Below are 21,810 nucleotides of genomic sequence, written 5' to 3'. Positions count from 1 at the left end.
CGACAGGTCGTCCTCAGCGGCAGCCGCGACGACGTGCTCGCCGCGCGGTCCGCGTTGCAGAGCCGCAAGATCCTGGCCACGGTCCTGCCGACCGCCGGCGCCTTCCACAGCCCGTTGATGATCCCGGCCGCCGTGCAGTTCGCCGCCGCGTTCGACGGAGTCGAGCTGTCGGCGCCGACGATCCCGTTCTACTCCGCCGCCGCCGGCGGTCTGATCGGCGAGGACCAGGCTGTCGACCCGAACTTCTGGGCCGACCAGGTGGCCGGCGTCGTCCGGTACGACCGGGCCGTGGCCGCCGTGCTCGCCGACGGGCCACGCCGCGTGCTCGAGGTCGGGCCGGGCCGCGTGCTCAGTGACCTCGGCAGGGGAACCGGGGGACCGGGCTCCTCGTTCACGCCGGCCCTGCCGCGAACCGACACGGACCTCGCCGGGCTGCTGGCGGTGGTGGCGCGACTCTGGGTCGACGGACACGACGTCGAGTGGCCCGAGCCGGACGACGCCGGCCCGGTCCGACGGGTGCCGCTGCCGGGCTACCCCTACCAGCGGCGCCGGCACTGGGTGGACGCACCGGCACTGACGACGCCCCCGGCGGTGGCGGCTGTCCCGGCGGTCGAGGCGGCCCTGCCGGTCAACGGTGAGCCGACCGAGGCCGGGACACCACTGTCGACCGTGGTGTGGACCGAGACGCAGGCGCTGCCGAGGAGCGCCGTGTCGGGGCTGTGCCTGCTCCTGGCACCGGCGTCCGAGGCGGACAGCCTTCCCGTCGTACTGGCGGTGCAGCAGGCCGGCGCCGCCGTGGCGATCGCCCGGCCGGCGGAGGCGTACGCCGAGGTGGGCGCGGAATTCCGGATCCGCCCCGGCTCCCGGGTCGACCTGGACCGGGTGCTGGCCGCGCTGGCCGGCCGGGGGACACCGGTCACGCTCGTGGTGCACGCCTTCACCGCTGGGCCCAACCCCGCACTGACCAGCGCGGGCGTGAACCGGGCCGTGGAGGCCGGCTTCACCAGCCTCTTCGTCACCGCCCAGACGGTCGCCGCCCTGCCGGCGGGCGGCGCGGCGGGCCTTCTGGTGCTCACCCGGGGAGCGGTCGACGTCACGGGCGCCGAGCCGCTCGACCCGACCGCCGCGATGCTCGTCGGGTTCGCCCGTTCGCTGGCGAAGGAGGCGCCCGAGCTGGGCTGCCGCGTGGTGGACGTGGCCTTGCCCGCCGACCACGAGCTCGCGTGCGAGCTGGGCCAGTGGCGGCGGCACGAGGTCGTCGCGCTGCGCGGTACGCGGCGCTGGGTGCCGACCCAGGTGGCATTCGACGCGGCGCCGTGGGAGTCGCCGTCGCCGCTGCGGCGCCAGGGGGTCTACCTGATCACGGGCGGCACCGGCGGACTCGGCATGGCGCTGGCGCGCGGTCTCGCCGGCACCGGGCTGCAGCCCCGGCTGATCCTGCTGAGCCGCACCGGCCTGGACGACGACGCGACGGACGAACGCTCCGAGCGTCTGCGCGCCCAGCTCGCGGAGATCACCGGACTTGGCGCACAGGTCCGCGTCCTGACCGGCGACGTCGCCGACCGCCGGGGACTGCGGCGGGCCCTCGACGTCACGGTGTCCAGGTTCGGGCCGGTCAACGGGGTCTTCCATCTGGCCGGGTTGCCTGGCGACGGCCTGGTTCGGCTGCGGGAACCCGACGACGTCGCGGCGGTGCTCAGCCCCAAGGTCCGGGGGACGGTGGTGCTCGACGAGGCGTTGCGGTCCGGCCCGCCACTCGACTTCTTCGCCTGCTTCTCCAGCCGGGCCGCCCATGACGGGCTCGTCGGCAGCGCGGACTACGCCGCCGCGAACGCCTTCCAGGACGCGTACGCCGTGACGCTGCGCCGGGCGGGGGTGCCCGCGGTCTCCATCAACTGGCCGTCCTGGGCGGAGGTCGGGATGGCCGCCGAGTACGGGGTGCGGACCTGGTCGACCACGATCGGTCCGGCGCTCAGCCCCATCATGGACGAGCACCGGCTGGAGGGCGCGGCGATCCTGCCCGGGACCGGTCAGCTGGACCTCATGCTGCGCGGCTACTGCGAGCTGACCGGGCGGGACCTGCCGGTGCGGCTCACCGACGTGGTCTACCACCAGGTCCTCGCCACCGAGGACGAGCGACGGGTGGAGATCCGGCTGCACACCGACGGCACCCTGGAGTCGTGGTCGCGTTCGGGCAGCGACCCGGGCGCCCCGGCGGTACGGCATGCCAGCGCCCGGGTCGCCGCGGCGGGTGAGCCGGGCGGGCCCCGGCCGATCGGGGAGCTGCGCTCGTCCTTCACCCACGAGCTGATGGAGTCGGAGGCTGACGGGCCGAGGCTGTTCCACCTCGGCCGCAGGTGGGACAACACCGTCGCCACCTGGACCCGGACGCCGGAGGAGACCTCCGAGTTGCTGGTGCAGCTGCGACTGCCCGAGGAGTTCGCCGACGACCTGGCGGTGCACCCGGTGCATCCCACCCTGCTGGACTCGGCGTCGACGGCGTTCCGGCGGCCCGACGACGGCTTCCACCTGCCGTTCTGCTGCGAGTCGATCGTCTTCCACGGCCGGTTGCCGGCGGAGGTGTTCGTGCATGTGCGGCGCAAGCCCAGCGGGCCGGGTGTGATCCGGGCGGATCTCGAGTTGCTCGGGTTCGACGGGCAGCCGCTCTGTGTGGCGACCGGGTACACCCTGCGCCAGATACAACCCGGCACGAAGGTGACCGCCCCGGCCGGCGGCGGGGAGAGCGGGGCGGCCGACGGGATCCCGCCCCGGCTGGGGGTCGCGCTGACCCTGGCCATCCTCGGTGCCCGGCATCCCGGGCAGGTGCTCGTGGAGAGCAATGCCCAGCCGCTGCGCGGCCGCGAGACGCCCGAACGGCCGGGGCCGACCGCTCCCGTCGTCGATCAGCGCCCGACGGCGGTGGCTTCCGCCGCGGCCGCCGAGGCACTGGCCGACACGGTCGCGGGGATGGCGTCGGCCGGACCGGTGGCGGCCACCGCCGGGCCGGGCGACGCGAACAGCCTGGAGTCCCGGATGAAGGCGCTGTGGGTCGAGGCGATCGGCGACCCGGACATCGGCATGGACGTCGACTTCTTCTCGGTCGGCGGCAACTCGCTCACCGCCATCGCGCTGATCTCCGCCATCCGGGAGACGTTCCAGGTGGAGCTCTCGATCGGGGCGATCTTCGATTACCCGACGATCGCGGCACTGGCCACGTTGCTGCGGGAGCAGGGACTTCGGTGAACGAACCCGTCGTGCTCACCAGTGACTGGGCGCTGTGGCCGGTGGCCCCGGTACGTGCCGCCGGCATGCCGTTCGACTGGCTCGCCGGCTTCGCCGAGGACGGGCTCGCCGCCGTCCGGGAGCTGCTGGCCGAGCCGGACTTCCTGGCCGCGCTCACCTGGCAGAACCCGGCAGTGGCCGAGTGGGCGCGGCGGCCCGGCTCCGCGCTCACCTCGTACCGGGCGGGTGTGCTGACCAGGTACGCCCAGCGGTACTGCGCGAAGAACGACAGCATCGGCTTCTTCGGGCCGGTCGGCTGGGCCACCTTCGGTGGTGCCGGCGACTCGCTGGAGGTGACCGGGACGGCGGGGGTGCGCAGCACCAGCGCCTCGTTCGAACTGTGGGCGGTGCGCGCGCTGGCGCAGCGGTGGGCCGAGGATCCCGCCATCCGGCCGCACCTGCCGGTGCGACGGGTGCCCAGCGTCAGCGTCCACGAGGGACAGGCGTACCGGCCGTTCCAGGTGCCGCTGGCGTTGGCGCCGGCGCAGCTCGCCCTGCTGGACCGTCTCGCCAGGGCCGGCTGCACCGAGGCCGACCTCGACGCCGACGAGCGGTCGGCCCTGGCCGGACTGGTCGCGCACCGGATCGTCGTCGCCGAGTTCGTGCTGCCGCCGTGCGCGCATCCGGAGCGGGAACTGCTGGCCCAACTGGTGAAGCTGCCGGAGAGCGGGGCCCGCGACCAGGCGGTCGCGGACCTGACCGGCCTCATCGACCAGCTCGCGGCGGCCGAGCGGTTCGTCCGGCAGCCGGCGGAACTGGCTCCGGTGTTGTCCGCGGTGGAACGGCGGTTCGCCGAACTCGCCGGCCAGACCGCCCAGCGGACCAAGGACGAGGCGGCGGCCGGACGCACCCTCGCGTACGTCGACTGCCGTCGGGACCTCGACGCGGTGGTGCCCGCCGGGCTGGTCGACCAGGTGGCGGAGCCGCTGGGGCTGCTCCTGCAATCGGCGCGGTGGCTGACCGCCGAGGTGCGGGCGGCCGTGGACGAGCGGCTGTGCGAGACGTACGCGGAGCTGCGGCACCGGCGGGAGACCGTCCTCCTCTCCGATCTGCACATCGCCGCGGCGGACGTCCTGGCCGGCGCCCCCGGTACGCTCATCGACGAGATCGGCGAGGACTTTCGGCTGCGGTGGTCGGAGATCCTGCGCGACGCGACCGGCCCCGATCCGGTCCAACTGGCCAGCGAGGACATCGAGGCGCTGGTCGACCGGCTCTTTCCCCCGTGCGAGCCCGGCTGGGCGGCGGCCCGGCAGCACAGTCCCGACCTCATGCTCGCCACGGGCCGGGGGCGGCCGCTCTGGGTCCTCGGTGAGCTGCACACCGCCATGAACACCCTAGAGTCGCGGTTCTTCCACACCCTCGCGGACGAGCCGGGGCGACTGGTGGAGCTGACGGCCCGGGACATGGCCGGTGGCCGGATCGTGCCGAGTTACCCGTACGGGCCGCAGATCGACTCGCGTCGGTATCCGCCGCTGACCGTGCACGTGCCCGACCGGTACCTGTACTGGGCGCACAGCACGGACATGGGCGCCCCGGACGGTGTGTCGGTCCTGCCGGCGACGGGACTCGTCGTCCGGGACCGGGACGAGGGGCTCACCGCCGGCCCCCGGGACGGGCGGTGGGAGCTGCCGGTCGCCGAGTTCTTCGGCGAGTTCCTCTCGGCCATCACGGTCAACCGGTTCCGGATTCCCGGGCCCGGCCCGCGGATCACCCTGGACGACCTGGTCATCCGGCGGGCGACCTGGGCATTCGCGGTCGACGACCTGCCGCCGAAGGTGCTCGGTGCCCGTGGCTACCGGCCCGAGGTGCTCAGCGACTTCCTCACCGAGCGGGGCCTGCCACGGCACCTGTTCGCGCAACTGCCGGGTGAACCGAAGCCGTTCTACGTCGATCGTGACGCGCCGCTGCTGGTGACGAACCTGGCTCGCAGTTGGCGGCGGGCCGCCCGGGGGCCGGTCGTCCTCCAGGAGATGCTGCCCGGCCCCGACCAGCTGTGGCTGCGGGACGCGGCAGGACGGCGTTACACCAGCGAGTTCCGCATGGTCGCGGTGGACCGTAAGGCGCGGGTGCTGCCCGGCCTGGCTGACGCAGGGCGAACGGAGAACCCATGTTGATCCTCACCAGCACCGACGTGCGCGCGGCCCTGCACGGCAGGGAGGCCGAGGTGCTGCATGCGGTGGAGCAGGCGTACCTCGCACACGAGGCGGGGCGGTCGGCGCTGCCGCACTCGGTGTTCCTCCGGTTCCCCGACGACGACCGGAACCGGATCATCGCGCTGCCGGCGTACCTGGGCGGCCCGGAGCCGACGGCCGGGGTCAAGTGGATCTCGTCGTTCCCGGCCAACATCGGGCAGGGGGTGCCGCGGGCGTCGTCCGCCATCATCCTCAACTCGATGCGCACCGGGCAGCCCGAGGTGCTGCTCGAAGGCGCCCGGGTCTCCGCCTGGCGTACGGCCGCCAGTGCCGCCCTGGCGGCCCGGCTCCTGCCCGCCGAGACCGACCAGGCCGGGGTGACCCTGCTGGGCTGCGGGGTCATCAACTTCGCCGTGCTGCGGTTCCTCAGCCAGGTCGTCCCCGGCCTCACCGACGTCACGGTGCACGACGTCAGCACGGAGCGGGCCACCACGTTCCAGGCCCGGTGCGCGGAGGTCCTGCCCTCCCTCACGGTGCACGTCGAGACGGACCAGGGGCGGGCGTTGGGCCGCAACACCCTGGTGAGTGTCGCGACCAACGCGCTGACGCCGTACCTGGACACCCGGCTGCTGCGGCCGGGCACGCTGGTGTTGCACGTCTCGCTGCGGGACGTGCTGCCCGACGCCGTTCTCGAGGCGGTCAACGTGGTCGACGACGTCGACCACGTGCTGCGTGCCGCCACGTCGGTCGACGTCGCCGCACGACAGGTCGGTCACCACGACTTCATCGCCGCCACCATCGGTCAACTCGCGGCCCGGCCGCAGACTCCCCCGAGGGATCCGCACCGGGTCACCGTCGTCTCTCCGTTCGGGCTCGGCGTGCTCGACCTGGCGGTGGCCGGGCTGGTCGTCGAGATCGCCCGGGACACGGGCCTCGGCGCGCGGATCGAGAACTTCGTCCCGGCGAAGGAGGACCTGTCGTGAGTGCCGAACTCTCGCCGCTCCAGCGGCAGTTGCTCGCCCAGATCATCAAGGGCGGGGGCGTGGGCGCACCGATACCGGCGCCGGCGACACTGCCGCGCCGGCGCGGCAACGATCCGGTGCCGCTCTCGTACGCCCAGGAGGCGGTCTGGCACCTGCACCAGATCGCTGGTGACGTGCCGCTGTTCAACGTGGTCGCCGCCGACTGGATGGCCGACGGCACGGACGCGGCGAGCTTCGTGAGGGCGCTGCGCGGGGTCGTCGAGCGCCACGACGCGATGCGGATGGCGATCCAGGCGGACGCCGACGGCAGACCGCTGCTGACCGTGGCCGCCGAGGTGCCCGTCGAGGTGGAAGAGTTGACGGCGGCGGACGGGGACGGTCCCGACGGCGTGTTCGCCACCGCCCTGGCCGTCACCGCCCGGCCGTACCGGCTGGACCAGGCGCCGCTGTGGCGGGCCGCGGTCATCACCACGCCCTCGGGGCGCCGGCTGGCCCTGTTCGCCGCGCACCACATCGCCCTGGACGCCGCGTCGCTCGCCCTCGTCATCGACGACATGGCGACCGGGGGGAGTGCGCCGCCCGTCGGGTTCCTCGACTTCGCCGTCTGGCAGCGGGAACAGATCCGCGACGGCGGCGCGAAGGCCGACCTGGACTACTGGCGCGGACGGCTCGCGGCGCTGCCCGATCCGCTGGCGTTGCCGACCGACCGGCCCCGGCCGGCGCACCGCGACCTCTCCGGCGCGACCATCCACCGGGACGTGCCACGGGCGGTCGTGGACCGGGTGCACGCCGTCGGCCGCGCGTCCGGCGCGACCACCTACATGACGATGCTCGCGGCCTACTTCGTGCTGCTGCACCGCTACACCGGCGACTCGGATCTCATCGTCGGGGCCAGCGTGTCCGGTCGGGTCCGGCCCGAGCTGCAACGGATGATCGGCATGCTGGTCAACGTGGTGCCGATCCGCGCCACGGTCACCAGCCGGGAGAGTTTCCAGACGCTGCTGCCCCAGCTCCGTGACCGGGTGGCGGAGGCCCTGGAGCACCAGGGCGTGCCGTTCGCCGTGGTGGTGCGCGAGACCAGCCCGACGCACAGTCCCAACCAGCCGCCGCTGGCCCAGGTCGGCTTCAACATGCCGACGCAGGAGAACAACGCCTACCGGGTGCGGCCCGCGCTGCCGATCACGCCGCAGGGGTCGCTGCTCGACTTCACCGTGCACGTCGTACCGGCCGCCCAGGGCGCCCTGCGGGTCGAGCTCGAATACTCCACCGCGCTGTTCGACGAGTCGACGGCCACGGACCTGCTGACCACGTACGTCGAGCTGGTGGACCGGCTCACGGCGGACCCGGCGCTCGCGGTGGGCCAGGTACCGGTCACCGCCAGGTCGGCAGTCACCGGCGGGACCGGGACGCCACCGGCGCTGTTGCCCGAACTCGTCGCCGCGCAGGCCGCCCGCACCCCGGACGCCGTGGCGGTCGAGGACGGCGGCACCTCCCTGACCTACCGGGAGCTGCTGGACCAGGTGCAGTCGCTGGCCGCCCGGCTGGCCGAGCGGGGGGTCGGGCCGGAAACCCCGGTCGGGGTCCACCTGCCGAGGGGCGCCGCCGCGGTGGTGGCCCTGCTGGCGGTCTGGCGGGCCGGGGGCTGCTACGTCCCGCTCGACCCCGAGCACCCGCGGGCGCGCATCGAGACGATCGTCGCCGACGCGGGCGTACGGACCCTGCTCGCGGCCCCGGCCGACACCGGACGGTTGGCGGAGCTCGGAGTCACAATCCTCACGGTGGACGGATCAGCGCGCGGCGTCCCGTTCCCCCAGGTCCGGCTTGCGGCGGAACACGCGGCGTACGTGATGTACACCTCCGGCTCGACCGGGCGGCCCAAGGGCGTGGTCGTCACCCACGGCGGCATCGCCAACCGGGTCTGGTGGCCGGTCAACCGGCTCGGACTCGGCGCGGGCGACCGGGTGCTGCAGAAGACGGCGCTGACCTTCGACGCCGCGGGCTGGGAGATGTTCGGCCCGCTGATCAGTGGCGGCACCGTGGTCGTCGCCCCGCCCGACGCGCCGCGTGACGCGGCGGTGATGCTGCGCGCGGTGGCCGAGGGGGCGGTGACCGTGCTCCAGGTGGTGCCCTCGGTGCTGCGGCGGTTGCTCGCCGCGGACGGATGGGCCGACTGCACCTCGCTGCGGCTGCTGTTCAGCGCCGGCGAGCCGCTCACCGGTGAGTTGTGTGCGCAGGTCCGCGACCGGGTCGACGTCACGGTCGTCAACACGTACGGACCCACCGAGTGCGCGATCGACGTGACCGCGCACCGGTGGCCGCAGGAGCAGCGCCGGGGACCCGTGCCGATCGGCAGCCCGCTGGACGGGCTGCGGGCGGTCCTGCTCGGCCGGGACGGCGAACTGGTGCCCCGGGGGGCCGTCGGGCAGCTCTACGTCGGTGGCGTCAACGTCGGCCGGGGGTACGTCGGGCGACCCGACCTGACCGCTGCCCGGTTCGTGCCCGACCCGTACGGGCCACCCGGATCGCGGATGTACCACACCGGCGACCTGGCGCGGCAGCGGTCCGGTGGGGAATTCGAGTTCGTGGGCCGGGCGGACGATCAGATCAAGATCAACGGTGTCCGTGTCGAGCCCGGCGAGGTCGAGCGGGCGCTGGAGACGCATCCCCTGGTGCGGGCCGCTGTCGTGCTGGGGCGTCCGCGTCCCGACGGGGGGCGGCAGCTCGTGGCGTTCCTGGTCACCGACGCCGCCATCGAGGCCGGTGCGCTGCGGGCGCACCTGCGTCGGACCCTGCCGGAGGCGATGCTGCCCGGGTTGTTCGTCCGGGTGGACGCGATACCCGCCACGTCCAGTGGCAAGACCGACGCGGTCGCCCTGCTGAACGGGACTCCAGACGGTTTGCCGCCCGGCGAGCGGGCGTTGCCCACCGACGAGGTGGAACAGGTCGTCGCGCAGGAGTGGGCCACGGTACTGGCGAGCGCCGGCACCGTCGGCAGGCACGACGACTTCTTCGCGCTCGGCGGGCACTCCCTGCAACTCGGCGAGCTGGCGGCCCGGCTGCGGGCGCGTACCGGTGCGGACGTCTCGCTGGCGCAGCTGTACCAGGCCACCACCGTCGCCGCCCAGGCCGACCTGCTGCGCCGGGACGCGGCGGCGGCCGGCGGCGAGAACGACGCGGCGGGTCGACCCACAGCACCCGAGATCGAGGTGCTGCCCAGGACCGGGCTGCTGCCGTTGTCGGCCGGACAGCAGCGGATGTGGATGGCGGAGCAGCTGAGTCCGGGCAGCCCGGAGCAGATGGTGCCGGTGGTGGTGCCGCTGCCGGAGCGGATGACGCTGGCCGAGGTGAGCGCCGCACTCGCCCGCGTGGTCGAGCGGCACGAGATCCTGCGTACCCGCTACGAGATGGTCGACGAGCAGCTCAGCCAGGTGGTCGATCCGCCCGCCCCGGTCGAGATCGAACTCGTCGAGGCCACCGGCGAGGACGCGGCGACCCGGCAGATCAGGGAGCTGACCCAGCGGCCCTTCGACCTGGCCACCGATCCGGTCCTGCGCGCCCGCCTGGTCCGCTCCGGCCCCGACCGGCAGTCGCTGGTCCTGCTCGTGCACCACATCGCCTGGGACGGCGTGTCGACGGAGATCCTCGCCGCCGAACTGTCGTCCCCCGACCCGGCCGCCGCACCGGCCGTCCAGTACGCCGACTACGCCGCCTGGCAGTCGGCCTGGTTGCAGGGCCCGCAGGCGGCCAGCGGGCTCGAACACTGGCGGCGGCAGCTCGACGGGGCACGCGCCACCGAACTCCCCACCGACCTGCCCCGTCCCGCCCAGTGGCAGGGCCGGGGCGCGTTGTACGTGTTCCGGGTGCCGGCCACGGTCGCCGCCCCGGTCGTCCAGGTCGGGCAGCAACTCGGCGCCACCCCGTTCATGACCTTCCTGGCCGCCTTCAACTGCCTGCTCGCAGAGCTGACCGGCACCCGGGAGATCGTCGTCGGCGCACCCGTCGCCGGTCGGACCAACCCGGCGGTGGAGAGGCTCATCGGCTACTTCGCGAACATCCTCGTGCTGCGTACCGAGGTGGACCCCGGCGACGACTTCCGGGCCGTGCTGCGGCGCACCCGAGAGACCTCCCTGGCCGCCTACGCGCATCAGGACATCCCGTTCGACCGCGTCCTGGACAGCCTGCGGATCGCCCGCGACCGCTCCCGTAATCCCCTGTTCCAGATCATGTTCGAGGTGGGGCAGGCGCGGCCGTCGTACCTGCCCGACCTGCCGGAGCAGCTGGATCTGTTGCCGTTGCCGTGGCCGACGGCGATCTACGACCTCACCGTCACGCTGAGCGAGGAACCGGACGGTGGTTACCTGGGGCTCGTCGAGTACTCGACGGACCTCTTCCGGCCGGCGAGCGTCGAACGGCTGATCCGCCGCTACCGGCACCTGCTCCAGCAGGTCGCCACCGATCCGGACGCGTCCGTCGGCGGGCTGGCCGTCCGTACCCTGCCCGAACTGCTCCGGCGTCAGGCGGCGGCGCGGCCGGACGCCGTCGCGGTCGAGCAGGGCGGCGACCGCCTCAGCTACGGCGAGTTGGCGCGGCGGGTCGATGTGGCGGCGGCCCGCCTGCGCGCCGCCGGGGTGGGGCCCGAGTCGATCGTCGCGGTCTGCCTTCCCCGTGGCCTGGACCTGATCGTGACCGCGCTCGCGGTGATGGCTGCCGGCGGTGTGCACGCCCCGCTCGACGTCGCCGGACCCGGAGCGCGGCTGGCGTCGATCGTGGCGTCGCTGGAATCCGCCGTCGTGGTGGTGACGCCGGACGCCGTCGGGTTGGTGCCCTCCGGTGGTCCCGCGGTGCTGGTGCCGGAGGACCTGCGGACGTCCGCGCCCACCGACGGCGGGGGAGAGCGCCAGGCCGCCGTCGTCGCCGGACAGCTCGCGTATGTCATCCACACGTCCGGCTCCACCGGCGAGCCCAAGGGCGTGCAGGTGGAACACGGCGCGTTCCTAGCCCACTGCGAGGACGTGGCGCTGCGGTACGGGCTGGCCGCCGACGACCGGATCCTGACGACGAGTCCGCCCTTCGTGGACGTCGCGATGGAACACCTCGGCGTGACCCTGGTGTCGGGCGCGACCCTGGTGCTCGCCGCCGCTGGTGGGTGGAGCCCGGCCGACCTGCCCGACCTGGTCGCCGCCACCCGGATCACCTTCCTCGACCTGCCGCCGATGGCGTGGCGGGACATGCTCGACCGGGTTGTGAAGGCCGACAGCCGGCTGGACACCCTGCGCGCGGTCAACATCGGCACGGACGTGGTGTACGCCGAGGACGTGCACCGGTGGCACGAACTCGGCATCGACGCGCGCTTCATCGCCTGTTACGGGCCGACCGAGACCGTCGTCACGTCGACCCTTTACGAGGTCACCGAGGCGCGTGCCGCCAGCCTGCCCCCCGGGGCGGTCGTGTCGATCGGCACCGAGGTGGGCCGCACCGTCGGCTACGTGCTCGACGAGCGGCTGCGACCGGCGCAGCCCGGTGTCCGGGGCGAGCTGTTCCTGGGGGGCAGCCTTGCGCGGGGCTACCACGGACGCCCCTCGCTGACCGCCGAGCGCTTCCTGCCGGATCCGTTCTCGACGGTGCCCGGGGCCCGGATGTACCGCACGGGTGACGTGGTCAGCCGAAACGCCGACGGGGTGCTGGACTTCCACGGCCGGGCGGACCGTCAGGTAAAGATCAACGGCTTCCGGGTCGAGCCTGCCGAGGTCGAGGCGTGCCTGCTCACCCACCCGGGTATCCGGGCGGCGAGCGTCACCGCCGCGATGCGGGACGGCGCCACGCAGCTCGTCGGCTACGTCGTGGCCGCCGAAGCCACCCCACCGGACGCGCGCGATCTCGGTGCGTACCTGCGGGCGCGGCTGCCGGAGGCGATGGTCCCGCGGCACTGGGTCTTCCTCGCCGAGCTGCCGAGGACCGGGGCGGGGAAGGTGGACCTGCGGGCGCTCCCGCCGATCGCCGCCGACGACGAGGGCGAGCGCACCGGGGAGGCATCCGCCGAGGCGACCGTCGAGGAGCTGATAGCCGAGATCTGGTGCGCCGTGCTCGGTCTCCCCGCGGTCGAGCACGACGCCGACTTCTTCGCGATCGGCGGCAACTCGCTGCTGGCCACCCGGGTCCGTACCCGCATCCAGGACCTCTTCGCGGTGACCATCCCGCTCGGGGACCTGTTCGGGGCGACGACGGTCGAGCAACAGGTGGACCTGGTCACCCGGCTCGTCGTCGACGAGGTCGACGCGCTGCCCGAGGACGAGGTGGCCGCGCTCCTGCTGGATCAGGACGAGCCTGGGGAGAGACGATGAGCGACACCGCGGGGCCACGTCCGGCAGCCGACAGCGGGGCCGAGCTGCGTCGCCGGCTGGTGGCGCAACGCCTCGCGGGCCGGGTACGGCGGCGCGACGACGGACCCGCCGCCGATGCCGCTGCCGGCGTGACCGACACCGGTCCGGCGCCACTGTCGTCGGCGCAGCGCCGGATGTGGTTCCTGGACCAACTCGCGCCCGGCGGGGTGGACTACCTGGTGCCTCTCGTGCTGCGGCTGCGCGGCGTGCTCGACGTCGAGGCGCTGCACGTCGCGTTGACCAGCCTGGCCGCCCGCCACGACATCCTGCGGACGAGGTACGAGCTGCGCGACGGCGAGCCGGTCCAGGTGATCGATCCACCCGCGCCGGTCGACCTGCCGGTCGTGACCACCGACGAGGCCGGGCTCGCCGCCCTGCTGGCCGACCAGGCCGGGCGCGGATTCGACCTCGCCACCGGCCCGGTCTGGCGAGCGGTCCTGGTGCGGTTGGGCGACGACGAACAGGTGCTCGTCGCACACCTGCACCACATCGCCTGCGACGGCTGGTCCGTGCAACTGCTCTGCGCCGACCTCGCCGAGCTCTACCACGCGGCCCGGACCGGGGCGCCGCAGCCTGCCCGGCCGGGACAGTTCGTCGATCACGCGAGGTGGGAGCGGCGACACCTCGGCACCGCGGAGGCACAGGCCGGTCTGCGCTGGTGGCAGGACACCCTGGCCGAGCTGACCGAACTCGACCTGCCCGCCGACCGGCCCCGCGCGGCCCCGCGGGATCCGGCCGGCGCCCGGGTGACCTTCGCGGTGCCGGCGCACGTCGATCGGGCCTGCGCCGAGCTGGCCCAGCGGCACCGGACCACGCCGTACGTGGTGCTGCTCGCCGGTTTCGCCGCGCTGCTGGCCCGGCTGACGCGGCAGGACGACGTCGTCGTCGGCATGCCGGTGAGCGGACGGACCCGGACGGGAGTGGACGCCGTCGTCGGCCCCTTCCTCAACACGCTGGTGCTGCGCTGCGACTGCTCCGGTGAACCCAGCTTCGACCTGCTGGTCGATCGGGTGCGGGACACGCTGCACGCCGTCGTCAGCCACCAGGACATCCCCTTCGACCGGGTCGTCGACGCGGTCGCGGCGGAGCGGGACCTGTCCCGCAACCCGCTGGTGTCGACGATGTTCCTGTTCGAGGACGAGAACGGGGGGCTGCCGGGCCGCTTCGACGACCTCGACGTCGTCGACGTCGCCACCCCGCCACGGGGCGTCAAACTCGACCTGAGCATGGGGCTGCGGCGGACCGCCGACGGGCTGTTCGGCGCGATCGACTACGCGACCGCCCTGTTCGACGAGCGGACCGTCGACGAGCTCGTCACCCGTTACCTCGTTCTGCTGGAACACGCCGTCACCGCGCCGGGGGCGTCGGTCGGCGCGCTGGACGTCCTCGACGAGGTTGAGCGTCACCGGCTGCGGGCGGTGCTGACCGGTGCCCGCCGGGATGTCCCCGACAGCCCCCTGCACGAGCTGGTCCGGGACCGCGTCCGGCGGGACCCGGCGGCGGTCGCGGTACGGGAAGGGCGGCGCAGCTGGAGCTACGCCGAGCTGGACCAGCTCTCGGACGCCCTGGCTCACACCCTGCGCCGGCACGGCGTCGGCCGGGGCGACGTCGTCGGGGTCTGCCTGCCCCGCAGCGCGGAACTCGTCTGCGCGCTGCTCGCGGTCCTGAAGTCCGGCGGCGCCTACCTGCCCCTCGACCCGGAGGATCCGGCCGCGCGCCGGGCGGAGGTGGCGACCGACGCCCAGGTCCGCGCGGTGGTGGCCGGAGCCGACCACGCGGCCGGCTTCGGCGACGTGCCGGTGGTTCCTCCGTTGGCCCCGGGAGACGGGGCGACCGACCTCTACGGGCAGCTTCCGGCACTGACCGCTCACGACCGGGCGTACGTCATCTACACCTCCGGCTCCACCGGGCGCCCCAAGGGCGCGGTCATCGACCACGGCGGGATAGTCAACCGGCTCACCTGGATGCAGGAGAGCTACCAGCTACGACCCGGCGACCGGGTGTTGCAGAAGACGCCGTTCACCTTCGACGTGGCCGTGTGGGAGTTCTTCTGGCCGCTGATCACGGGCGCGACCATCGTGGTGACACCGCCGGGCGTGCACCGGGACCCGCTGGAACTGGACCGCCTGATCCGGGCCGAGGCGGTGACGCACCTGCACTTCGTGCCGTCGATGCTCGACGCCTTCCTGGCTGTCGTCGCGCAGGCGCCGCCCAGCCTCAGGCACGTGTTCTGCAGCGGCGAGGCGCTGCGTACCGTCACCGCCCGGCGCTTCGCGGCCTGGTCGTCGGCGGCGTTGCACAACCTGTACGGCCCGACGGAGGCGTCGGTCGACGTCACCGCCCAACGGGTCGACGAGCGGCTGCTCGCCACCCTCGACACCGCCGGCGTGCCGATCGGCACGCCGATCAGCAACATCCGCGTCCACATCCTGGACGAGCGGCTGCGGATGGTGCCGATGGGCTGGCCCGGTGAGCTCTACCTGGCCGGCGTCGGGCTGGCGCACGGGTACCGCAACCGGCCCGGCACTACCGCCGAGCGGTTCATGCCGGACCCGTTCTCGTCCGTGCCGGGCGAGCGGATGTACCGCACCGGCGACCTGGTCCGGCTGCGCGCCGACGGGACCATCGACTTCCTCGAACGCATCGACGCGCAGGTCAAGCTGCACGGCGTCCGGATTGAGCTGGGTGAAATCGAAGCACGGCTGATGGAGCACCCGGCGGTTGCCGAGGCGGCGGTCGCCCTGCACCGGCCCGCGGACCTGCCCGCCCAACTGGTCGCCTACGTCGTGGCACGCGACGGCGCGGACGCCACGCCGGACCGGCTCCGCGCCGGGCTCTCCGGAGTGCTGCCGGCGGCGATGGTGCCCGGCCGGTTCGTGTCCCTGGACGCACTTCCCCGGACCAGCAGCGGGAAGATCGACCGTCGCGCCCTGCCCGCCCCGGAGCAGGGCCGCACGACCAGCACCGCGTACGTCGCGCCCAGCACCCCGGAGGAACACCTGGTCGCGCGGGTATGGGCCGAGGTCCTCCAGGTGCCGCAGGTGGGCGGCGCGGACGACTTCTTCGCCCTCGGCGGCGACTCGATGCGCGCCATCAGACTGGTCGGCGCGCTGCGCGAGGCTGGCCTGGCGGTGAGCGTGCAGGACCTGTTCCAGCACCGCACCGTCGCCGCCGTCGCCGCCGTGGCCCGACAGTGCATCGACGAGCGGCCGGACGACCTAGTGACCGAGGAGTTCGGGCAGATATCGGCCGCCGACCGGGAGAAACTCCCGGAGGACGTGCTCGACGCCTACCCGTTGTCGGACGTCCAGGCCGGCATGCTCTACGAGCTGATGGCCGACGAGGAACGCCGGCCGTACCAGAACGTGACGCTGTACTTCGTCGACGACGGTAAGCCGCTGTCGGCCGCCGCCCTGCGTACCGCGGTGCGGCAGGTCGTGGCCCGGCACGACGTGCTGCGTACCTCCTTCGACCTCACCAGCTACGGCGAGCCGCTTCAACTGGTGCACGCGGAGGCCCGGGCCGAGGTGGTGGTGCAGGACCTCGACGGGCTCGACGAGGCCGAGCAGGAGCTGCTCATCCGGGAGGAGGCCGCCCGGCACCGGCTGGCTCCCGTCGTGCTGGACCGGGCACCGCTGTGGCGTCTCTTCGCGTACCGCACCGGCGCCACCCGGTGGGTGCTGGCCTGGGTGGAGTGCCACGTCATCCTCGACGGCTGGAGCCACAACTCGCTGCTCGGCGAGCTGATGGACCGCTACGTGGCGGTGCGGGACCAGCGGACGCCGCCGTCGATGGAGCGGCCGACGCGCCGCTGGGCGGACTTCATCGCCATGGAACGCGCGGTGGTCGCCGATCCGCAGAGCCGCGAGTACTGGACCAGCGTGCTGGACCGGTACGAGACACTGCGCCTTCCGCAGGAGTGGGGGGCGGCCGGCGCCGGTGCCCCGCACACGGTGGCGCAGCCGCTCGGCACCGACGTCGACCGGCTGCGCGAACTGGCCGCGGCGATCGGCGTTCCGGTGAAGAGCGTCTACCTGGCCGCGTTCTTCAAGACGATGAGCGTCCTGAGCGCCGGGGACGGCTTCCTGTGCGGCCTGGTAAGCAACGGCCGCCCTGAGGTCAGCGGCGGTGACGAGGTGCTCGGGATGTACCTCAACACGCCGCCGGTGGTCGGCCCGCGCCCGCGCGGCACCTGGCTGGACCTGATCCGGGCCGCGGCCGAGGCGGAGACCGCACTGCTGCCCCACCGGCGTTTCCCGCTGCCCCGGCTCCAGTCGCTGGCTGGTACGACGCAGCCGCTGGTCGAGGCGGTCTTCAACTTCCTCGACTACTACCTGCTGCGCGACACGGCGGTGCAGACGACCCAGACCGAGGACGACAGTCCCAACGAGTTCCCGCTGGCTGTGACCGTCCTGCCCGGGTACGTCATGTTCACCGCGATGCCGGAGCGGGTACGCCCGGAACGTCTGAACTGGCTGGCGCAGGCGTACCACCGGGTGCTGACCGACATGCTCGCCGATGTCGGCGGGTCCGCCACCGGGCCGCTGCTCTCCGGCGCCGAGCTCGCGCGGCGGCTGTCCGGACCGGTGGCCGCGCCGCTCGCCCTGGCCGAGACGACGCTGCACGGAGGCGTCCTCCGGCAGGCGGCGGCGACCCCGGACGCCGAGGCGGTCCGTGACGACACCGGGACGGTCACCTACCGGGAGCTCGTCACCGCCGCCACGGCGCTCGCCCGGCGACTGGCGGGGGCGGGGGCGGGGCCGGACCGGCCGGTCGCCGTCTGCATGCGGCGCAGTGTCCACCTGGTGACCGTGCTGCTGGGCATCCTCCAGTCGGGTGCGGCGTTCGTGCCGCTCGATCCGGACGATCCGGCGGCGCGGCTGCGGCAGCGGCTGGTCGGCGCGGACGTTGCGCTGGTGGTGGCCGACGAGGAGCTGCACGAGGTGCTGGCCGGCGTCGTGCCGGTGCTCGACCCCCGCCCGGGCGGTCCGGAGCGGACACCGGCCGAGGTGACCGGAGGCCACCCCGCTTTCGTCCTGTTCACCTCGGGGTCCACGGGCGGCCCGAAGGGTGTCGCCGTGCCGCACCTGGGCGCCGCCAACTACGTGCACTGGCTGCAACGGGCGCTGCCCCTGCGCGGTGGCGACCGGGTCGTCCAGAAGACCCCCTACACCTTCGACGTGTCGGTCGGCGAGATCTTCCGGCCGCTGGTCGCCGGGGCGACGCTGGTGATGGCGCCCGACAAGCTGCACCTCGACCCGCTGGGTCTGGCCGCGTTCATCGAGCGGCACCAGGTCAGCCACGCGGCCTTCGTACCGTCGATGATGAACGCGTTCCTCGACGCCGTACCGGGGATCCCCGCCTGTCTGCGTGAGGTCATGCTGCTCGGGGAGAAGTTCACCCTGTCGACCGCCCGGCGCCTGGCCGAGCGGACCGACGCCAGGGTGTACAACCTCTACGGGCCGACCGAGGGATCCATCGCCTGCACCTGGTACGAGGTCGCCCCGCAGCCGCACCCGGGGGCGACGAGCGTGCCGATCGGCCGTCCGATCGACAACGTGACGAACCACGTCCTCGACGTCGACCTCAACCCGGTGCCGGTCGGCGTGCCGGGCGAGCTGTATCTCGGCGGGCACTGTGTCGCGCAGTCCTACCTGGGACGACCGGCCGAGACCGCCAGTCGGTTCGTGCCGGACCCGTTCGGTGCACCCGGTGGGCGGCTGTACCGGACCGGTGACCTCGTACGGTGGCTCGACGGCGATGTCATCGAGTACCTGGGCCGGCTCGACCAGCAGGTGAAGATCAGTGGGGTCCGGATCGAGCCGGGCGAGATCGAGCGGGTGCTGTCGGCTCATCCCGCGGTGCGGGCCGCCGCAGTGACCGTGGTCTCCGACGATGGCGCGCCGCGCCTGGCCGCGTACCTGCTGGCCCGCCCCGACGTCGAGTGGGACGTCGACGCGGTGCGGGCGCACGCCCGCGCCCAGCTGCCCGCGCTGCTGGTTCCCGCGTACTTCGTCGTGTTGCCCGAGTTCCCTATGACCGTGAGCGGCAAGATCGACCGGCGGGCGTTGCCCCGCCCGGAGGACGACGGCAGGACGGCGGCGGACCACGTCCCCGCGCGCAACGCGCTGGAGCGGACGATCGCCGGGGTGTGGCAGCGCGAGCTGGGCTGCGGCGAGGTCAGCGTCGAGCGTGACTACCTGGAACTCGGCGGGGACTCGCTCGGGGCGATGCGGATCGCGATCCGGCTCGGCCGGCAGCTCGACATGGTCATCTCACCGACGGACATCCTGGTGCGGCGGACGGTGGCGGCCCTGGCCGAGCTGCTCGCCGGGCGGCAGGGCACCGCGCCGGAGGCCGCCCGTACGAGCCTCGACGGTGCCTGGCAGCAGCCCGATCCGCGGCCCGCCGCCCCGTCGCCGTCCCCCGGGCCCGACCGGCCGGCGCCCGACCCGCGGGCGAAGGTGCTGTCCGTGGTCGGGACGGCCGATTCCAGCCAGATCCGGGTACGCCGCAACGGCAGCCGGTCGGTGCTGCACTGCGTGCACCCGGGCGGGGGAAGCGCGCACTGGTACGAGAATCTGGCGCGGCACCTGCCGGAGAGCCTGGACGTGGTCGCGTACCAGCATCCCGGCCTGTTCGATCCGGGGGAGGCGGCTCGCTCGACCGCGGACCTGGCCCGGCGCTACCTCGACGAGCTCCGTGCCGATCAGCCGCAGGGGCCCTACCACCTCTTCAGCTGGTGTGGCGGAGGGCCGATCGCCTGGGAGATGGCCCGAGGGCTGCGCGCGAGCGGCGAGAGCGTGACGCTCATCCTTCAGGACCCAGTGCTCCAACTGCCCGACGTCCCCGCCGACGGCGGCGAGAACCTCCGGCTGCTGGCCCGGTGCGATCGGGCGTACCAGGAGCTCGCCCAGGACCCGCCGCCCGGACGCGCCGCCGAACTGCGGGCGGAGATCGCCGGTCTGCTGCCGCGCATCGTCGTGGAGGGCTTCCACGACGCGCTGCGCGATCCCGATTTCGACCACGTCTGGCCCCTGGCGGTGCGGTCGTGGCGGCAGCAGATGGAGGCCCGGCTCTCGTACCTGTACCAGCCGTACGACGGGCCGCTGCACCTGCTCACCTGCGACGACCTCGTCAACGGCACGCACGAGAGCCTGACCGGTCTCGAGCCTGAGGGCTACGTCGGCCGGTGGCGTCGCCTGGTGCCGGCCGGCGTCGAGGTGCACCGGATATCCGGTGGCAACATCACCGCTATGCTGCCGCCACACATCGAGGGTCTCGGCAAGGTCGTCGCCGGCATCATCGGACATCTTGAGGAGACTGCCATGGGACACCCTGAGGAGGTGCGTGCCACATGACCAGCCCCGTGGTGACGGTGCGCGGCCTGCGGCGCTGCTACGGCACGGTCGTCGCGCTGGACGGCATCGACCTGGACATCCAGGAAGGTGAGGTGGTCGCGTTGCTGGGGCCCAACGGCGCCGGCAAGACGACGACCGTGGAGATCCTCGAGGGGCACCGGCGGCGGGACGCCGGCGAGGTCCGCGTGCTCGGCGTGGACCCCTGGCGAGCCCCGTTGGCCTGGCGGTACGGCATCGGCATCGTCCTGCAGGAGGCCAGCGACGCGGGGGAGCTGACGGTGCTGGAGACGCTGCGGCACTTCGGCGGCTATTTTCCGTCCCCGCACGATCCGATCGACCTGCTGCGGCAGGTCGGCCTGGCGGAGGCGGCCGGGCGCCGGGTCCGCACCCTCTCGGGCGGTCAGCGGCGTCGCCTCGACGTCGCTGTCGGAGTGGTGGGCCGACCGCGGCTGCTGTTCCTCGACGAGCCGACCACCGGGTTCGACCCGCAGGCGCGCCGGCAGTTCTGGGACCTGGTCCGCAGCCTGCGAGACGAGCAGGGCACCACCGTGCTGCTGACCACCCATTATCTGGAGGAGGCCGAGGCGTTGGCGGACCGCGTGGTGGTGATCGCCGACGGGGTCGTCCGTGCCGACGGTGACCCGGCGACGCTCGGCGGCCGGATGAGCGGGGAGGCCACGGTGAGCTGGCTGGAGAACGCCGAGGCGCGCAGCGCCCGGACGGCCGACCCGGGCGCGTTCGTCAACGAGCTGGTCGCCCGGCTCGGGCCGTCCGTGCCCGGGCTGACGGTCAGCCGCCCCCGACTGGAGGACGTCTACATCGACCTGGTGGGAGGGAACAAGCCGTGACCACGCATGCGACGACAACCTCGTTGACCCGTACGGGCCGGCTCGGGCTGGCCCGTGGGGCCGTGGAGATCAGGACCTTCTTCCGGGAACGCGACACCGTGTTGTTCACATTCGCGTTGCCGATCGTCCTGCTTGTGCTGCTTGGATCGATCTTCTCCACCGAGTACGCCGGAACCGGTGTGACCGCGAGTCAACACATCACGGCGAGCATGATCGCGGCGGGCATCGCCTCCGCCACCTTTGTCACTCTCGCTGTGGGCATTGCTGAGGACCAGGCCAATGGGACGCTGAAGCGGTTGCGCGGAATGCCGGCCCCGCCGGCCGCGTATGTGCTGGGCAAATTGCTTCTCGTGCTGGTGGTCAGCGTCACCGAGGCCGTGCTGATGGTGACCACGGGCGTGCTGCTGTTCGACCTGGCGCTGCCGGCGGACGCCGGGTCCTGGCTGACCCTGGCCTGGGTGTTCCTGTTGGGAGCCACGGCGTGTTCGTTGCTGGGTATCGTCCTGAGCGGGCTGGCCAGATCGGTCCGGGGGGCGAGCGCGGCGGCGAACCTGACCTATCTCGTCCTGGTCTTCACCTCGGGCATCTTCGTCACCCCGATCACCGTGCTGCCGGCGCCGTTGACCACCTTGTCGTCCCTGTTCCCGCTGAAGTGGATGGGCCAGGGGTTCCGGGCGGCGTTCCTGCCGGACACGATGGCGACGCAGGAGTTGGCTGGCTCCTGGGAACTGGGGCGGGTGGCCCTGGTCCTGGGACTGTGGTGCATCGTCGGCCTGCTGCTGAGCCTGGCCGTCGTCCGGCGTGGCCTGCGGCGGCGCGAGTGA

7 protein-coding genes (1 of these 7 running past the window's edge) are annotated in these 21,810 nt (G+C 73.3%); all 7 read left to right on the top strand.

The genetic code is table 11. The features are described from left to right. Tightly spaced (each overlapping or abutting the next), the 7 genes in view from CLT72_RS10395 to CLT72_RS10365 form a layout consistent with a single transcriptional unit that may run on beyond the window. Positions 1–3,243 carry the 3' portion of a type I polyketide synthase gene (locus tag CLT72_RS10395; RefSeq protein WP_101411189.1) on the top strand. It extends 2,034 nt beyond the left edge of the window, so 3,243 of the gene's 5,277 nt are visible here — the last part of the coding sequence; its start codon lies off the left edge, out of view; it ends in the stop codon at positions 3,241–3,243. After that, positions 3,240–5,396, top strand: a complete 2,157-nt coding sequence (locus CLT72_RS10390; protein ID WP_144082230.1) for a lantibiotic dehydratase — start codon at positions 3,240–3,242, stop codon at positions 5,394–5,396. Before CLT72_RS10395 ends, CLT72_RS10390 begins: the two co-directional genes overlap by 4 nt. After that, positions 5,390–6,397 (top strand): 2,3-diaminopropionate biosynthesis protein SbnB, encoded by a 1,008-nt coding sequence (gene sbnB, locus CLT72_RS10385; RefSeq protein WP_101411185.1) that lies wholly within the window; start codon positions 5,390–5,392, stop codon positions 6,395–6,397. Before CLT72_RS10390 ends, sbnB begins: the two co-directional genes overlap by 7 nt. After that, positions 6,394–12,738 (top strand): non-ribosomal peptide synthetase, encoded by a 6,345-nt coding sequence (locus tag CLT72_RS10380; RefSeq protein WP_101411183.1) that lies wholly within the window; start codon positions 6,394–6,396, stop codon positions 12,736–12,738. Before sbnB ends, CLT72_RS10380 begins: the two co-directional genes overlap by 4 nt. Then, on the top strand, positions 12,735–20,138 hold the full coding sequence (locus tag CLT72_RS10375) for a non-ribosomal peptide synthetase (RefSeq protein ID WP_101411181.1): 7,404 nt from the start codon (positions 12,735–12,737) through the stop codon (positions 20,136–20,138). The genes CLT72_RS10380 and CLT72_RS10375 overlap by 4 nt, the downstream gene beginning before the upstream one ends. Next, positions 20,135–20,986 carry an ABC transporter ATP-binding protein gene (locus tag CLT72_RS10370; RefSeq protein WP_101411179.1) on the top strand — a complete coding sequence of 284 codons (852 nt, stop codon included), beginning with the start codon at positions 20,135–20,137 and terminating at the stop codon, positions 20,984–20,986. Before CLT72_RS10375 ends, CLT72_RS10370 begins: the two co-directional genes overlap by 4 nt. After that, on the top strand, positions 20,983–21,810 hold the full coding sequence (locus tag CLT72_RS10365) for an ABC transporter permease (RefSeq protein WP_474608596.1): 828 nt from the start codon (positions 20,983–20,985) through the stop codon (positions 21,808–21,810). The genes CLT72_RS10370 and CLT72_RS10365 overlap by 4 nt, the downstream gene beginning before the upstream one ends.

Source organism: Micromonospora sp. CNZ309, from assembly GCF_002846525.1.
Note: the sequence above shows the minus strand (reverse complement) of the source record. Positions and strands in the feature narration are given on the sequence as shown.

Excerpts from the sequence above, each read along its gene's own strand:
- sbnB (WP_101411185.1), top strand. The coding sequence starts at position 5,390 with ATGTTGATCCTCACCAGCACCGACGTGCGCGCGGCCCTGCACGGCAGG.
- CLT72_RS10375 (WP_101411181.1), top strand. The coding sequence starts at position 12,735 with ATGAGCGACACCGCGGGGCCACGTCCGGCAGCCGACAGCGGGGCCGAG.
- CLT72_RS10370 (WP_101411179.1), top strand. The coding sequence starts at position 20,135 with ATGACCAGCCCCGTGGTGACGGTGCGCGGCCTGCGGCGCTGCTACGGC.